Below are 12,551 nucleotides of genomic sequence, written 5' to 3'. Positions count from 1 at the left end.
GCATGCTTGCACGAGCGGAGAGAAACCATGGGCAAAGACACAATCTACCGCGCACCGAGAACCCCGGTGCCGCCCTTTGAATTTGACGCGGAAGTGGCCGATGTGTTCGACGACATGATCCACCGATCAGTACCCATGTATAGCGAAATCATCCGCCGTCAGGCCCAACTGGTGCAACGGTTCCTCCGCCCCGGCACGCGGGTGTATGACCTGGGGTGCTCTACCGGAAACCTGGCCGTCGCCCTTTGCGCACACCTGCCTGCCGGTGCATTCGAGATGGTCGCCGTAGACAGTTCCCCGCCCATGCTGGACGTATGTAAAAGGCGCATCGTTGACGCCGGCCGGTCTACGAGTATCACGCCAATATGCGGAGATATTCGCCGGGTGAAAATAGAGCAGGCCGGCGTGGTGGTGGTTAACTTTACCTTGCAGTTCATTCCACCGGAGGACAGGGATGCCCTGACACAGAAGATCTACGAGGCACTGGTGCCTGGCGGGATACTGCTTTTCTCGGAAAAGACGATGCACCCGAATCAGGCGCTGTCGGATCTGCAGGTCGACTTTTTCTATCGGTTCAAGCGGGAAAACGGCTATTCCGAGCTGGAAATCAGCCAGAAGCGCGAAGCCCTCGAAAACGTGCTGGTTCCGGAAACGGTGGAAACGCACCATGAGCGTCTGCGCCGCTGCGGTTTCTCACGCATTAACGTCTGGCTGAAATGGTTCAACTTCTGCTCTTGGATCTGCATCAAATGAATCGGCTGGATGACCTTGCCCGGGATCCGGTCCTCGGACCGTACCTGCCTGAACTGGCAGCGACGGTCAACGGGCGAATACGTGGCATCCATGGCTGCGATAAAAAGGGGGTTGCGCTGCTGGGTGCACTTGACCGCCTGCCCGACGTTCGACCGTCTTCAACCGATGTGAACCAGGCCCGCATCCGCATCGGCACCGCCGATGATCTTGCCCCCAATCAAATGGCATCTCTCGATGCTGCACTGGGTGAATTGAAACCCTGGCGAAAGGGCCCCTTCGAGATTTTCGGCATTCACGTAGACAGCGAATGGGACAGTTCCATCAAATGGAACCGACTGGCCGAGCACCTGGGTTCGCTGTCCGGAAAGCGGGTCCTGGACATCGGTTCCAACTGCGGCTACTACATGTTCAGGTTAGCCGCCAGACAGCCGTCCGTCATTGTGGGAATCGAGCCTTACCTGAATTATTATTTTCAGTTTCTGGCCCTTTCCCGCTTCCTGGCCTTTTCCCAGATTCACTGTCTGCCTTTAAAATTGGAAGAAATGCCGTCGATGCACCGCTGTTTCGATATGGTGATGTGCATGGGCATCTTGTATCACCGGCGGTCTCCCCTGGACACCCTGCTTCAGATTCATGGGATGATGGTGCCAGGCGGGCAGTTGGTGTTGGAAACCCTGGTCCTGGAAGGGGATGGTGAGATGGCGCTGTTTCCGCAAAAGCGCTATGCTAAAATGAACAACATCTTCTTCATCCCGACCGTGGCCTGCCTGACCCATTGGCTGACGCGGTCCGGATTCGACGCTATCCGATGCGTGGACGTATCCAGGACCACCGCCAAGGAACAGCGCAAAACCGACTGGATCGACTCGGAGAGCCTGGCGGACTTTCTGGATCCCGACGATCCGGAAAAGACCGTGGAAGGCTACCCGGGGCCGGTCCGTGCCATGATTCTGGCCACTTCAAGACACCGATAACGGCCGTATCATTTTTCCCTCATGTTTCATCGGCGGTTGTCCGATAACGGTCTATGACATATAAGCAAGTCGAATCATTTCCATTAGCTTCGGTTCGCGGATCGGTTCGGCGGTTGGTCATCAACACTCTGACAAGGAGAAAGCAACCCATGAGTGATCGATACACCGTCATCTTCGAAGGCAGAATAATGCCCGGAAAAAGCGCCGGAATGGTCAAGGATCGATTGAAGGCCGCACTCAAAACCGACGACCAGGGTATCGCGAAATTATTCGTCGGCAGCCCCGTTGCCGTCCGCAAGGACACGGACCTGGAGACAGCTGAAAAATTCCAACAGGTATTCGCCGCTGCCGGCGCATTCTGCGACATTCGCAAGGACGGTGCACCCGAAAACCAGGCGCCGGCGCCGCCTTCCGACGATTCGGCAGCAGAGGCAAACGCTTCCAGCCAATCGCGGTCGCCCGCTCCGCCGTCCCAGCCGCCGGTTTCTCAAGCCAAGGTTCACCATACCACGACATCTGATGGAGGCAAAATGATAATCACGAATATCGAAACGGTTCCCGGGAAAAGCGTGGCAGAGCATTTCGGACTGGTTTCCGGCAGCACCATCCGGGCCAAGCACATCGGCCACGACCTCATGGCCAGTCTGAAAAACCTCGTTGGCGGAGAACTCAAAGGGTACACGCAACTGCTCCAAGAATCCAGGCAGCAAGCCATGGACAGGATGATCGAAGAAGCTCGCCTGATGGGCGCCAATGCCATTGTTAACGTCCGCTTTTCCACATCTTCCGTAGCCCAGGGTGCAGCTGAGCTCTACGCCTACGGGACCGCCGTCCGGGTGGGATAGGAGAACGTCGATGATTGACCTGATTATCTTTTTGTCTTTGCTGGCGGTGGGATACGCGGCGGGGAGCTGGGCCGAAAAGCGGCATTATCGCTCGATTGCCAACCGGGAAAATGCAACCATCAACCTGCCGGCCGTTACCCTTAAATCCGTGGAAATCCCCGAGCATAAAATTCGGTCGGCGCGGCTGGTGTGGGGCAGCGCCGTGATTTCCGTGGATTATTTCAAGAGGATTCTGGCTGGCCTGCGCAACATTTTCGGGGGAAAGGTAAAATCCTACGAGAGCCTTCTCGACCGGGCACGACGGGAGGCTTTGCTGCGCATGAAAGAGATGGCCGGGGATTCCACGGTCATTGTCAACGTGCGCATCGAAACATCGGCCATCGGCAAACAGTCCAAGCGAAAAAATATCGGCTGCTTGGAGGCCATGGCTTACGGCACGGCGCTTACCGTGGAGGAGTAGGTGAAATTTACCGCCCGGCAGCCAAGAATCAACGTCAATGTCTCCCCCACCCATCCGCTCAAAGAGTTCGCTATACTGGCCGGCGGCTTGCTGGCCATCGTGGTCGGCGTTTACCTGGCCCTCGGCCTGGCGGTCGATCTGATTGTCCCCCGACTCTCCATGGACGTGGAGAAAGTGCTGGCCGACGCCTTTATCGGGCAGTTCGCTGAAGAAGATGCCGCCGACGTCACCCGGTCCGTCCAGGCCCTGGTGGATCGCCTCCAGGATCCATGCGCCCTCCTGCCCTATACCATCACCGTGCATGTCACCGAGTCCGATGCCGTCAACGCGGCAGCCCTGCCTGGCGGGCACATGGTTGTCTTCACCGGCCTGCTGGCTGAAATGACCTCGGAAAACGAGCTGGCATTTGTCCTGGCTCATGAGTTGGGACACTATGCCAACAGGGATCACCTTCGGGGGTTGGGGCGGGCCCTGGTGCTGATGAGTGCATCCACGATGTTGCTGGGCGCGGACAACAGCATCAACCGCATGATCGGGCAGGGGTTGGGGCTCACCGAACTGAGCTTTTCACGCAAGCAAGAGAGCCAGGCCGATGAATTTGCCCTGGAAACGCTGTTTTGCCATTACGGACACGTGGCGGACGCCACCTCCTTTTTCAACAAAATCCCCGAAGACGGGGATCCGGGCCGCTTCGGCCACTATTTCGCCTCCCATCCGGAAAACCGCCGCCGCATCGCTCGCCTGAAAGAACTAACCGAAAAACGAGGGTACCCCACCGGACATCCGCTTCCCCTGCCGGTCGATCTGACCGCCAAAATCAGCCCTCCCTGACGATCCGATGATTGATTGGCTGTTTTTTGTGTGTGCGGTGGATGGACAAAAAATAGTCCAACAGCCGGTCCATCTCAAGGTTCAGTGCATAAAAGCGATCGGGTTGGGATTGCATGTCGGTGGCGGTCTGAACATAGGGCGCCTTCACCAGTTCGTGACGACAATGCTGGATCATTGCACTGACCGATTCCGGTGTGGTCTCCAGATGGTATTGGAGGCCGACGATGTGTTGCCCCATGGCAAATGCCTGGTTTTCGCAGACCCGACTGCGGGCCAGGTGCACCGCACCATGGGGCAGGTCGAAGGTTTCACCATGCCAGTGGAAGACCTCCGACTTGTCCGCCAAAGCGCAGCCGACCGCCGCGTTTCTGGCGGCCCGCGTTTTCTCCACCGCAAACCATCCGATCTCCTTGTGGTCGGCGGGGCGAATCCGGGCACCGGCGACACTGGCGATCAACTGCGCACCCAGGCAGATGCCGAGCACCATTTTGCCCGCCTGGATGGCCTGGCTGATGAAGCGCTTCTCACCGACCAGCCAGGGATAGGCAACCTCATCGTTGACGCTCATGGGACCCCCCATGATGACCAGCATGTCCAGGTTGGCCACAGGCGGCGGGGCATCACCGTCGAACATCCGTGAGCCGGTCACCCGGCAGCCGTTTTCCGCCGCCCAGCCGGCAATGCGTCCCAAACCCTCAAACGCAACATGCTGCAGCCATTGAATTTTCATATTTCACTCCTCGATGGTGTGCGTGTGGGACAAAAGATGGGATTCACCTTGTGGGTCCCGGGCAAACATGATAACGGGTCCGTTCGATTCGTCAACCGATTTCACTGCCAGAAACCAAGGGATTTGCGAGGCGCCAATATGACGGCAATTGTATTCATGTATGTTCTGGTCGGAGCGGTAGCCGGGGTCTTGGCCGGCCTGCTGGGCATCGGCGGCGGGCTGGTCATCGTACCCATGCTGGTGTTTTGTTTTGTTCGCCAGGGCGTCCCCGATGCCGTGATCATGCACCTGGCCTTGGGTACATCTCTGGCCAGCATCATGTTTACCGCCGTGTCCAGCTTCCGGGCCCACCACAAGCGCGGCGCTGTCCATTGGGATGTGGTGCGCAAAATCGTTATCGGTATATTTTCGGGCACGTTTCTTGGCAGCTGCATTGCCGCCCAGCTCTCTACCCGCTTTCTAAAAGGCTTCTTTGTCGTTTTTTTATACTACGTGGCCGTTCAGATGCTGTCCAACAAGAAGCCCAGGCCCTCTCGGCAGATTCCCGGACACGGCGCCATGTTCGGCGTCGGCAACGTCATCGGCATCGTGTCCAGCCTGGTGGGCATTGGCGGCGGGACCCTTTCCGTACCGTTCATGATCTGGTGCAACATGTCCGTTCACCACGCTATCGGCACCTCTGCGGCCATCGGCTTTCCCATTGCCATTGCCGGCACCATGGGTTACCTGTACAATGGCCTGTCAGTCCAAAGCTTACCTGAATTTTCATTGGGGTATATCTACCTGCCGGCTCTTTTGGGCATCGTTGTCACCAGTGTCCTGACGGCCCCACTAGGGGTTCGCCTGGCCCACAGCCTGCCCGTCGACCGGCTCAAGCGCGTCTTTGCCATATTGCTGTTGGTGGTGGCGACCCGCATGCTGATCGGAATCCTGTGATCGCTTTGACCATAAGCTTAAAATCGCCAGCCAGCCTATCTGCCTGGATCAGCCTCAAGGCTCCGAAATATTCTTGACAAAAAAACCGTTCCCGCATAGTTATTTCTACTTGGTATTTTATTTCCTTCCAGGCTAATCATCTGTGTATACAGATTGCGAAAATCACATTATCGAAAGGAGAAAGATCACATGTCCAATCTTATTCCCCCCCATGGCGGCAAAGGCCTCACTGTCTGTCTGCTCGAAGGCGCTGAAAAAGAAGCCGAACTGAAAAAAGCCGCAGGCCTCAAGCAGGTCGAAATTTCCCCGCGCGTCAAAGGCGACCTGATCATGATCGGCATCGGCGGCTTCAGCCCCCTGACCGGATTCATGACCAAGGCCGACTGGAAAGGCGTTTGTGACAACTTCCTGACCGCAGACGGCACGTTCTGGCCGGTGCCGGTGTGCCTGGACGTGACCAAGGAAGACGCCGATGCGATCAAAGTCGGCGACGAAGTGGCCCTGTACGATCCCGAGGGCAAAGAGATCATGGCCACCATGAAGGTCACCGAGAAATACGAGTTGACCGATGCCGACAAAAAATGGGAGTGCGAAAAAGTCTTCATGGGTGAAGGCACCCCGACGCCCGCAGATTTCTGGAAGATCGCCAAAGAAGATCACCCCGGCGTCCAGATGGTTATGGACCAGAAAGCCTTCAACCTGGCCGGCCCGGTCAAGGTGCTCAGCGAAGGCGAGTACCCCACCCGTTACAAAGGCGTTTATTACCGTCCGGCCGAATCCCGTAAAATCTTCGACGAACGCGGATGGAGCGATGTGGCTGCCCTGCAGCTCAGGAACCCCATGCACCGCTCTCACGAATACCTGTGCAAGATCGCCGTGGAAGTGTGCGACGGCGTTTACATTCACTCCCTGGTGGGCAACCTGAAACCCGGTGACATTCCCGCATCCGTGCGCGTTAAATGCATCGACGCCCTGGTGAAGGGCTACTTTGTGGAAAAAAACGTGGTCCAGGGCGGCTACCCGCTGGATATGCGCTATGCCGGTCCTCGTGAAGGCCTCCTGCACGCCGCTTTCCGCCAGAACTATGGCTGCTCCAAGATGATTATCGGCCGCGACCATGCCGGTGTGGGCGACTTCTACGGCATGTTCGAAGCCCAGACCATCTTCGACAAGATCCCGACCCCGGCCGGCGGCAAGGGCCTGCTCTGCCAGCCCCTGAAAATCGACTGGACCTTCTACTGCTATAAGTGCGACGGCATGGCTTCCCTGAGAACCTGCCCCCACGGCAAGGAAGACCGCGTGCTGCTCTCCGGCACCATGCTGCGCAAGATGCTCTCCGAGGGCGGCGATCTGCCCGATCACTTCGGCCGCGACGAAGTTGTCGCGATCCTGCGCACCTACTACGAAGGCCTCACCGAAAAGGTGGAAATCAAGACCCACAAGGCAGCCACCGGCAATTAATCTACCGATTTCTGCAGTGAGATGTACATTAAAAAAGCGGGGCGCACCCTTCAGGTGTGCCCCGCTTTTTTTATTCACCCAAAACGCCCGGTACTTGAACGTGAATGCCTGTGGCGTATCCGAGGGCGATCCGCCATCTTTTAATAATTCCCATGGGCCGAACCCTGTCTATCGGGTACACTTCAGCGAGTCCTTGATTTATCATCCGCTGCAAGCGGCAGTAATGTCATTTTACCAATGCGTTTCTTAATGTGCTGCGAGATGTCTTTTAGATGATTCAGGTTATCGCACCGGTCGATTCTCGATGGATAGAATATAGCGCCACTCGGCCTCGGAGACCGGCATGATCGAGAGTCGATTACCCTTGCGCACCAGCGGCATATTTTCGAGAGCCGCATGTGCCTTCAGTTCGGCCAGGGGAATGGCTCGCTTCGTGTGGCGCATGTATTTGACGTCGACCATATACCAGCGCGGTTGTTCCGGATTGCTTTTCTCGTCGAAATACTTGCTGCTGGGGTCAAAGGCCGTATGGTCCGGGTAGCCTTCGCGCACGACTTCCATCAGCCCGACGATCCCCGGCACATGGCAGTTGGAGTGATAAAAGAATGCGCGATCGCCTTCCTTCATCTGATCGCGCATCATGTTGCGTGCCTGGTAATTGCGCACGCCGTCCCAGTGTTCCGTCTGGTCCGGTTTTGTTTTCAGATCATCGATGCTGAACGCTGACGGTTCGGATTTCATCAGCCAATAGTTCATTGATTGCTCCTTGGGCAGGCCTGACGCGGAAAAAAAGACCGACCATACGAAATCTAGTATGGTCGGTCTTTTTCACTCATAGATGGTAGGCGCGATTGGATTTGAACCAACGACCTCTTCCGTGTCAGGGAAGCGCTCTCCCCCTGAGCTACGCGCCTACATGAAAAAAAGCAGATACCACCTGCTCATGGGGCTGTCAAGGAATTTACGACTTCAGGATCACTGGTTCACCAGACGGATGCGGATGGCCTCGGGCGCAACCTCGAAGATGTCGATACCGAAACCGCTGAATGTTTTCAGCAACAGCGCATCGGCCAGAGACCGCGCACTACCCTGGTAGGTGACGGCCATATTGGCACGGTCAGCCGACATCTCTTTCATTTTCAGCTCATTGACTCCGGATAACGAAGCGATGGCCGTGCGCAGACGCACGAAATTGGCAATATGGCCGCCGGTGCCCGCCACCGCGATCTCGATGACGGCACTGCGATCCTGCTCCTGCTGCCAGACGGCCATAATCTTTTGGGCCAAGTCATCACCGGCCAAGACCCCCACACCGGACAGCGCTTCGCGCCCCCCCGCGACCTCATCCTGACCGGAAATCACCGATTTCTGGCGTGTCCGACCGATCGGCTGGCCGGTCTGGACATCGAAGGCCCGTGCCTCGAGGACGGCTTCATAGGCGTTGCCCCCACCCCCCATGGTGTTGGGTGCAGCCGCGGCAGTGCCATGGCCGGTGACCAGTACATCCGCACCCAGCCGTCCTGCCAGGGCCACCATGTCTGCCTCGGGGGCATTCACGGGAAGCGACAGGGGAGAACTCAGATCGGGCAGGTCGACGATCTTGAAGCCGGCAGACTTAAGCGTCGCCGCCAGCGCCCCTTCACTGATGGTCCGGCTGCGAAGCCGACGATCCCCCCACCAGTAGCTAAAATCGGCATCGGTCACGTTTCTTTCCGCCACCATGAAGAGGATCCTCGGATACACGGCGCCAGCCAGCGCGAGGCCCAGGCGAGACAGGTCCCGGCTGACCCGGTCTGCGGCAATGTCCACCTGAACCAACGTCCTGACCGTGGTTCCGGATACGGACTCGGTGAGCACCCGGTAGTTCTGGATATAGTTATCCCGTTCAGCCAGGATACTGTCGTTGATCTGCTGGAATCGCCGCACCACGGTCTCACCGGTGAGCATATCCATGACCACCTGGCCTACAGCGGCGGCCAAGGCATCATTGACCGCATTTTGCCTTCCATCAGCCAGGTTTTTTTCGTGGATAACGGCCGATCCCAATACGTTCAACTGCTTGACCACGCGGCTGTCCGCACCGTAGCTGCTGGTCCAGGCCAGCAAGAGTACAACCAAAAGGCAGCTTCGCTTGATCCATATTTTCATCGTGTTCCGGTCAGACATGGGTTTCTCCCGCCCGGATCCTTCGGATACCAGGGCATTAATGCCGGACAGGTCGATCCGGACGTGGTTGGGTGGATGGCCCTGAGCGGGCCGGCGGCGCTAAGTTTTTCTGACCCGCGCATAGTCGGCAATATCCATCAGGATTTCCCGCGTCGGACTGTCCGCAAACGGTGAGAGTGCCGTCTTGGCCTGTTGAACATGCGCCATTGCCCGTGCTTCAGTATAAGCGATGCCGCCATGGCGGTTCAACATCTCCACCAGTGACGCAAACTCGGTTTCGCTAAAATCTCGCTTTTCGAAAATGGCGATCATGCATTGCCGATCCGCTTTGGGCGCACGGGACAAAGCATGAATCAGCGGCAGGGTCAGCTTCCTCTCCCTCAAGTCGGCCCCGGCATGTTTGCCCAGAGAAGCGATATCCTGGGTGTAGTCAAGCAGGTCATCGGCCATTTGAAACGCCAGTCCCAGATGATACCCGTAGTCGGTCAGCGCCTGGACTGCAGCCGGTTTCGCATCGGCAACCAAGGCACCGGTCCGGCAGGCGCCCTCGAATAGCACGGCCGTCTTGCAGCGAATCACCTCTAAGTAGTCGTCCTCGCTGAGTGTGAGGTCCCCCTTTTTCTCGAGCTGACGAATTTCGCCTTGGGACATGTTTTCGGTGATCCGGGCAATGGTCTGGATCACCTCGCAAAGACCGGTGTCCGCGGCGATGGAGAGCCCTCGGGCCAACAGGAAGTCTCCAGTGAGCACCGCCGTGGAATTGTCCCACAGCTGGTTGGCCACCTGACGACCCCGCCGCATGTCCGCGCCGTCTATCAGATCGTCATGCAGCAAGGTGGCGGCGTGAAGATATTCGAATATGGTGGAAAACCGTGCCGTGTGATCGCCTGAATATCCGCAAAGCCGGGCGCCCAGAACCATCAAAAGGGGTCGCAGTCGCTTTCCTCCGGCAAACAGAATATGCCTGGCCACTTGAGATACCAGATTGAAATGGGGATTCAGGTTCTCGGCCAGTGCCTGCTCGATGACCTTAAGATCTTCACCGACGGCGGCCAGGATTTTGTTTTTCAGGTCGGTCATAGCGCCTTTCCGATCAGATCGTACGCCAAGGTGTCCGTTATCGCAACCGATGCAAAATTTCCGATCGTTGCCGCGGGGCCGTCCGGCTGCGTCTTCACAAAAGTAAGGCCGTCTACTTCGGGTGCTTGTAGGATGGTTCGACCCTCGTAGAGATGGGGCTCGGATGAAGCCTCGATCAGGACCGGCAAGGTCTTTCCAATCATGGATGCCAGGTTGTTTTCGGAGATCGCCATCTGCCGCGCCATCAGCGTGTCGTGGCGGTACTGAGCCACTCGTTTGGATACGTGCCCGGGCAAACCATGGGAAGGTAAATCCTCGGCATCGGAATAGGTGAACACCCCCAGATGGTCGAATCGGACCTGTTCTACAAATTCCAGCAGTTCTTGAAAATCGGTTTCTGTTTCTCCGGGGAAGCCGACGATCAGGGTGGTTCTGAGGGCAGCCCCGGAAACCCTCGATCGGATTCGCTGAAACAGGTCCAGCAGCTGCCGCTTATCGTAATTTCGTCCCATTTTCTTCAATACAGCGGCGGCGGCATGCTGAATCGGCAGATCAAAATAGGGGCATAGATTGGGGTGGGCGGCAACAGCCTCGATCACGCCGTCGGTGATGCTTTCCGGGTGACCGTAGAGAAATCGGACCCATGTCTCCCCGGCCACTTCGGCAAGGCGGACCAGCAGGGTGTCAACGCTCACCGGTTGGGAAAGGTCGCGGCCGTAAGCGGTGGTGTCCTGGGCCACCAGGTTCAACTCTTTGACGCCGCTGTCAACCAGTTCCCTGGCCTCGGCCAAGATAGATTCCATGGGTCGGCTTTTCTGGCGGCCCCGCAGCCGGGGAATGATACAGTAGGTGCAGTGGCGGCTGCACCCTTCGGCAATTTTCAAGTAGGCGGTGTGGGAGGGATTCCTTTCACGGGCCGTGGTTTGCCCCATGGTTATGCGGTCTGGGTCGGGCAGCAGGCAGGTTCCGCGGCCCAATCCGCCGGTCACGGCATCCACGATGCGCGAAAACGCCCCGGTACCCAGAAACTGGTCCACCTCGGGCAAGGCCTCGGCGATGGCTTCACGAAACCGTTCAGGCAGACAACCCGCGACCACCAATCGATTGCAGCGTCCCGTTTTTTTAAACCGGGCCAGTTCGAGGATGGTGTCGATGGATTCGTTGATCGCTGATTCGACGAAGCTGCAGGTGTTGACCACGATAACAACGGCATCGGCCGGATCCCGGGTCAGCGACCAGCCGGCCTGGCGCAACGCTCCGGCCATGTTCTCACTGTCCACCTGATTACGGGCACAGCCCAGACTCTCAATGTATAGACGGCCCATCTACCCTTTCAGTTTTTCTATTTCAGCGGTGAGGGCAGGGAGGACCTCGAAAAGATCGCCCACGATACCGAAGTCGCATTTGGAGAAAATCGGCGCTTCAGGATCCTTGTTGATGGCCACGACCACACGTGATGAGGCCATGCCGGCCAGATGCTGAATGGCTCCGGAAACCCCGCAGGCGATGTACAGGTTGGGCGCTACGACTTTGCCGGTCTGCCCCACCTGATCGGTTACCGGCCGCCAGCCCTCGTCCACGGCGCTACGGGATGCACCCACGGCCCCATCCAGGGCCTTGGCCAGGGCTTCCACGACGGCAAAATCGTCCCCACCCATGCCCCGTCCACCGGTGACGACTACATCTGCTTCGGTCAGTTCGATCTTGCCGGTTTCCATGTGTTTTTCAACCAGGCGCAACGGGGTTCCGTCCAAACTGACGGCCACCTTTTCCACCTCCCCGGCGCCCTTGGCAGCCACGGCCTCCATGGCTCGGGGGCGGATGGCCACGATGGCCGGAGAACCGTTCAGGCTCACGTCGGCCAGAACTTTGCCACCGTACATGGGACGGGTGGCCACGATCCGGGCGCCATCGGCACGAACGTCCACGCAATCCATGGCCAAGGGCGCGTTCAAGCGGGCGGAAAGCCGGGCGGCGATGTCTTTGCCCAGCGACGTCGCCCCGATCAACACCACCGCCGGGTCGGAGGCTGCCACCAGTTGGCCGACAGCCTGGATGCATGCATCGGCCAGGCCGTCTTTCAGGCCTTCATGGTCCGCCACCAATATCCGGTCCGCCCCATATTCGGCGGCCTGCGATGCCATGGCGTCGACGCCAGCGCCCATGACAGCCGCGGTCAGCGCCCCACCGGTCGTTTCGACAAGCTTTTTTCCGGCAGAAATAACTTCGAACGAAATATGTTTGAATGCACCGTCAACCTGTTCGGTGACGGCCAGTATTCCCTGTGACATGAGCTTTCTCCCTGTTGGGTGACG

13 protein-coding genes and 1 tRNA gene are annotated in these 12,551 nt (G+C 57.9%); 7 read left to right on the top strand and 7 right to left on the bottom strand.

The genetic code is table 11. The features are described 5' to 3' along the window. Positions 1-27 precede the first annotated feature (27 nt). The 5 genes from cmoA (at position 28) to ABYV26_RS00445 (ending at position 3,863) form a co-directional block, all read left to right on the top strand. Complete coding sequence (gene cmoA / locus ABYV26_RS00465; RefSeq protein ID WP_372677097.1) at positions 28-753, top strand: carboxy-S-adenosyl-L-methionine synthase CmoA; 726 nt, start codon at positions 28-30, stop codon at positions 751-753. Continuing rightward, on the top strand, positions 750-1,727 hold the full coding sequence (gene cmoB / locus ABYV26_RS00460; RefSeq protein ID WP_372677095.1) for a tRNA 5-methoxyuridine(34)/uridine 5-oxyacetic acid(34) synthase CmoB: 978 nt from the start codon (positions 750-752) through the stop codon (positions 1,725-1,727). The genes cmoA and cmoB overlap by 4 nt, the downstream gene beginning before the upstream one ends. 149 nt (positions 1,728-1,876) lie before the next feature. Beyond that, positions 1,877-2,572, top strand: a complete 696-nt coding sequence (locus ABYV26_RS00455; RefSeq protein WP_372677093.1) for a YbjQ family protein — start codon at positions 1,877-1,879, stop codon at positions 2,570-2,572. Between the two features lie 10 nt (positions 2,573-2,582). Then, entirely contained in the window at positions 2,583-3,032 is a 450-nt protein-coding gene (locus ABYV26_RS00450; protein ID WP_372677091.1) for a YbjQ family protein, read from the top strand. Further along, a complete protein-coding gene (locus ABYV26_RS00445) occupies positions 3,033-3,863 on the top strand; it encodes a M48 family metallopeptidase (RefSeq protein WP_372677089.1) in 831 nt (276 codons plus the stop codon). On the opposite strand, the gene ABYV26_RS00440 is transcribed toward ABYV26_RS00445, so the two are convergent. Beyond that, the gene (locus ABYV26_RS00440; protein ID WP_372677087.1) at positions 3,850-4,593 is read right to left on the bottom strand and encodes a type 1 glutamine amidotransferase; all 744 of its coding nucleotides are present in this window, start codon (positions 4,591-4,593) and stop codon (positions 3,850-3,852) included. The two genes, ABYV26_RS00445 and ABYV26_RS00440, sit on opposite strands and share 14 nt — an antisense overlap. Before the next feature lie 138 nt (positions 4,594-4,731). On the opposite strand from ABYV26_RS00440, the gene ABYV26_RS00435 reads away from it, so the two are divergent. Beyond that, on the top strand, positions 4,732-5,529 hold the full coding sequence (locus tag ABYV26_RS00435) for a sulfite exporter TauE/SafE family protein (RefSeq protein WP_372677085.1): 798 nt from the start codon (positions 4,732-4,734) through the stop codon (positions 5,527-5,529). A gap of 189 nt (positions 5,530-5,718) precedes the next feature. Next, a complete protein-coding gene (sat, locus tag ABYV26_RS00430; RefSeq protein WP_372677083.1) occupies positions 5,719-6,990 on the top strand; it encodes a sulfate adenylyltransferase in 1,272 nt (423 codons plus the stop codon). 282 nt (positions 6,991-7,272) lie between these two features. On the opposite strand, the gene ABYV26_RS00425 is transcribed toward sat, so the two are convergent. From ABYV26_RS00425 to ABYV26_RS00400, 6 genes are all read right to left on the bottom strand, one after another. After that, entirely contained in the window at positions 7,273-7,746 is a 474-nt protein-coding gene (locus tag ABYV26_RS00425) for an EVE domain-containing protein (RefSeq protein WP_372677082.1), read from the bottom strand. 83 nt (positions 7,747-7,829) lie between these two features. Beyond that, positions 7,830-7,904: transfer RNA gene (locus ABYV26_RS00420), tRNA-Val, on the bottom strand. A 61-nt stretch (positions 7,905-7,965) separates the two neighbouring features. Then, on the bottom strand, positions 7,966-9,156 hold the full coding sequence (locus ABYV26_RS00415; RefSeq protein ID WP_372677080.1) for a hypothetical protein: 1,191 nt from the start codon (positions 9,154-9,156) through the stop codon (positions 7,966-7,968). A gap of 99 nt (positions 9,157-9,255) precedes the next feature. Then, positions 9,256-10,236, bottom strand: a complete 981-nt coding sequence (locus ABYV26_RS00410; RefSeq protein WP_372677078.1) for a polyprenyl synthetase family protein — start codon at positions 10,234-10,236, stop codon at positions 9,256-9,258. Then, on the bottom strand, positions 10,233-11,561 hold the full coding sequence (rimO, locus tag ABYV26_RS00405; protein ID WP_372677076.1) for a 30S ribosomal protein S12 methylthiotransferase RimO: 1,329 nt from the start codon (positions 11,559-11,561) through the stop codon (positions 10,233-10,235). Before rimO ends, ABYV26_RS00410 begins: the two co-directional genes overlap by 4 nt. Continuing rightward, positions 11,562-12,527: an electron transfer flavoprotein subunit alpha/FixB family protein gene (locus tag ABYV26_RS00400; RefSeq protein WP_372677075.1), complete on the bottom strand. Its 966-nt coding sequence runs from the start codon at positions 12,525-12,527 to the stop codon at positions 11,562-11,564. Positions 12,528-12,551 lie beyond the last annotated feature (24 nt).

The sequence above is a fragment of the Desulfosarcina sp. genome (assembly GCF_041551955.1).
Classification (GTDB): Bacteria; Desulfobacterota; Desulfobacteria; order Desulfobacterales; family Desulfosarcinaceae; genus Desulfosarcina.
This window is presented reverse-complemented; position numbering and strand designations above follow the sequence as displayed.

Bases quoted from the DNA above. Each gene is read 5' to 3' on its own strand.
- cmoA (WP_372677097.1), top strand. From the start codon at position 28: ATGGGCAAAGACACAATCTACCGCGCACCGAGAACCCCGGTGCCGCCC.
- ABYV26_RS00435 (WP_372677085.1), top strand. From the start codon at position 4,732: ATGACGGCAATTGTATTCATGTATGTTCTGGTCGGAGCGGTAGCCGGG.
- ABYV26_RS00455 (WP_372677093.1), top strand. From the start codon at position 1,877: ATGAGTGATCGATACACCGTCATCTTCGAAGGCAGAATAATGCCCGGA.
- ABYV26_RS00400 (WP_372677075.1), bottom strand. From the start codon at position 12,527: ATGTCACAGGGAATACTGGCCGTCACCGAACAGGTTGACGGTGCATTC.
- ABYV26_RS00450 (WP_372677091.1), top strand. From the start codon at position 2,583: ATGATTGACCTGATTATCTTTTTGTCTTTGCTGGCGGTGGGATACGCG.
- rimO (WP_372677076.1), bottom strand. From the start codon at position 11,561: ATGGGCCGTCTATACATTGAGAGTCTGGGCTGTGCCCGTAATCAGGTG.
- ABYV26_RS00440 (WP_372677087.1), bottom strand. From the start codon at position 4,593: ATGAAAATTCAATGGCTGCAGCATGTTGCGTTTGAGGGTTTGGGACGC.
- ABYV26_RS00415 (WP_372677080.1), bottom strand. From the start codon at position 9,156: ATGTCTGACCGGAACACGATGAAAATATGGATCAAGCGAAGCTGCCTT.
- ABYV26_RS00425 (WP_372677082.1), bottom strand. From the start codon at position 7,746: ATGAACTATTGGCTGATGAAATCCGAACCGTCAGCGTTCAGCATCGAT.
- sat (WP_372677083.1), top strand. From the start codon at position 5,719: ATGTCCAATCTTATTCCCCCCCATGGCGGCAAAGGCCTCACTGTCTGT.
- cmoB (WP_372677095.1), top strand. From the start codon at position 750: ATGAATCGGCTGGATGACCTTGCCCGGGATCCGGTCCTCGGACCGTAC.
- ABYV26_RS00410 (WP_372677078.1), bottom strand. From the start codon at position 10,236: ATGACCGACCTGAAAAACAAAATCCTGGCCGCCGTCGGTGAAGATCTT.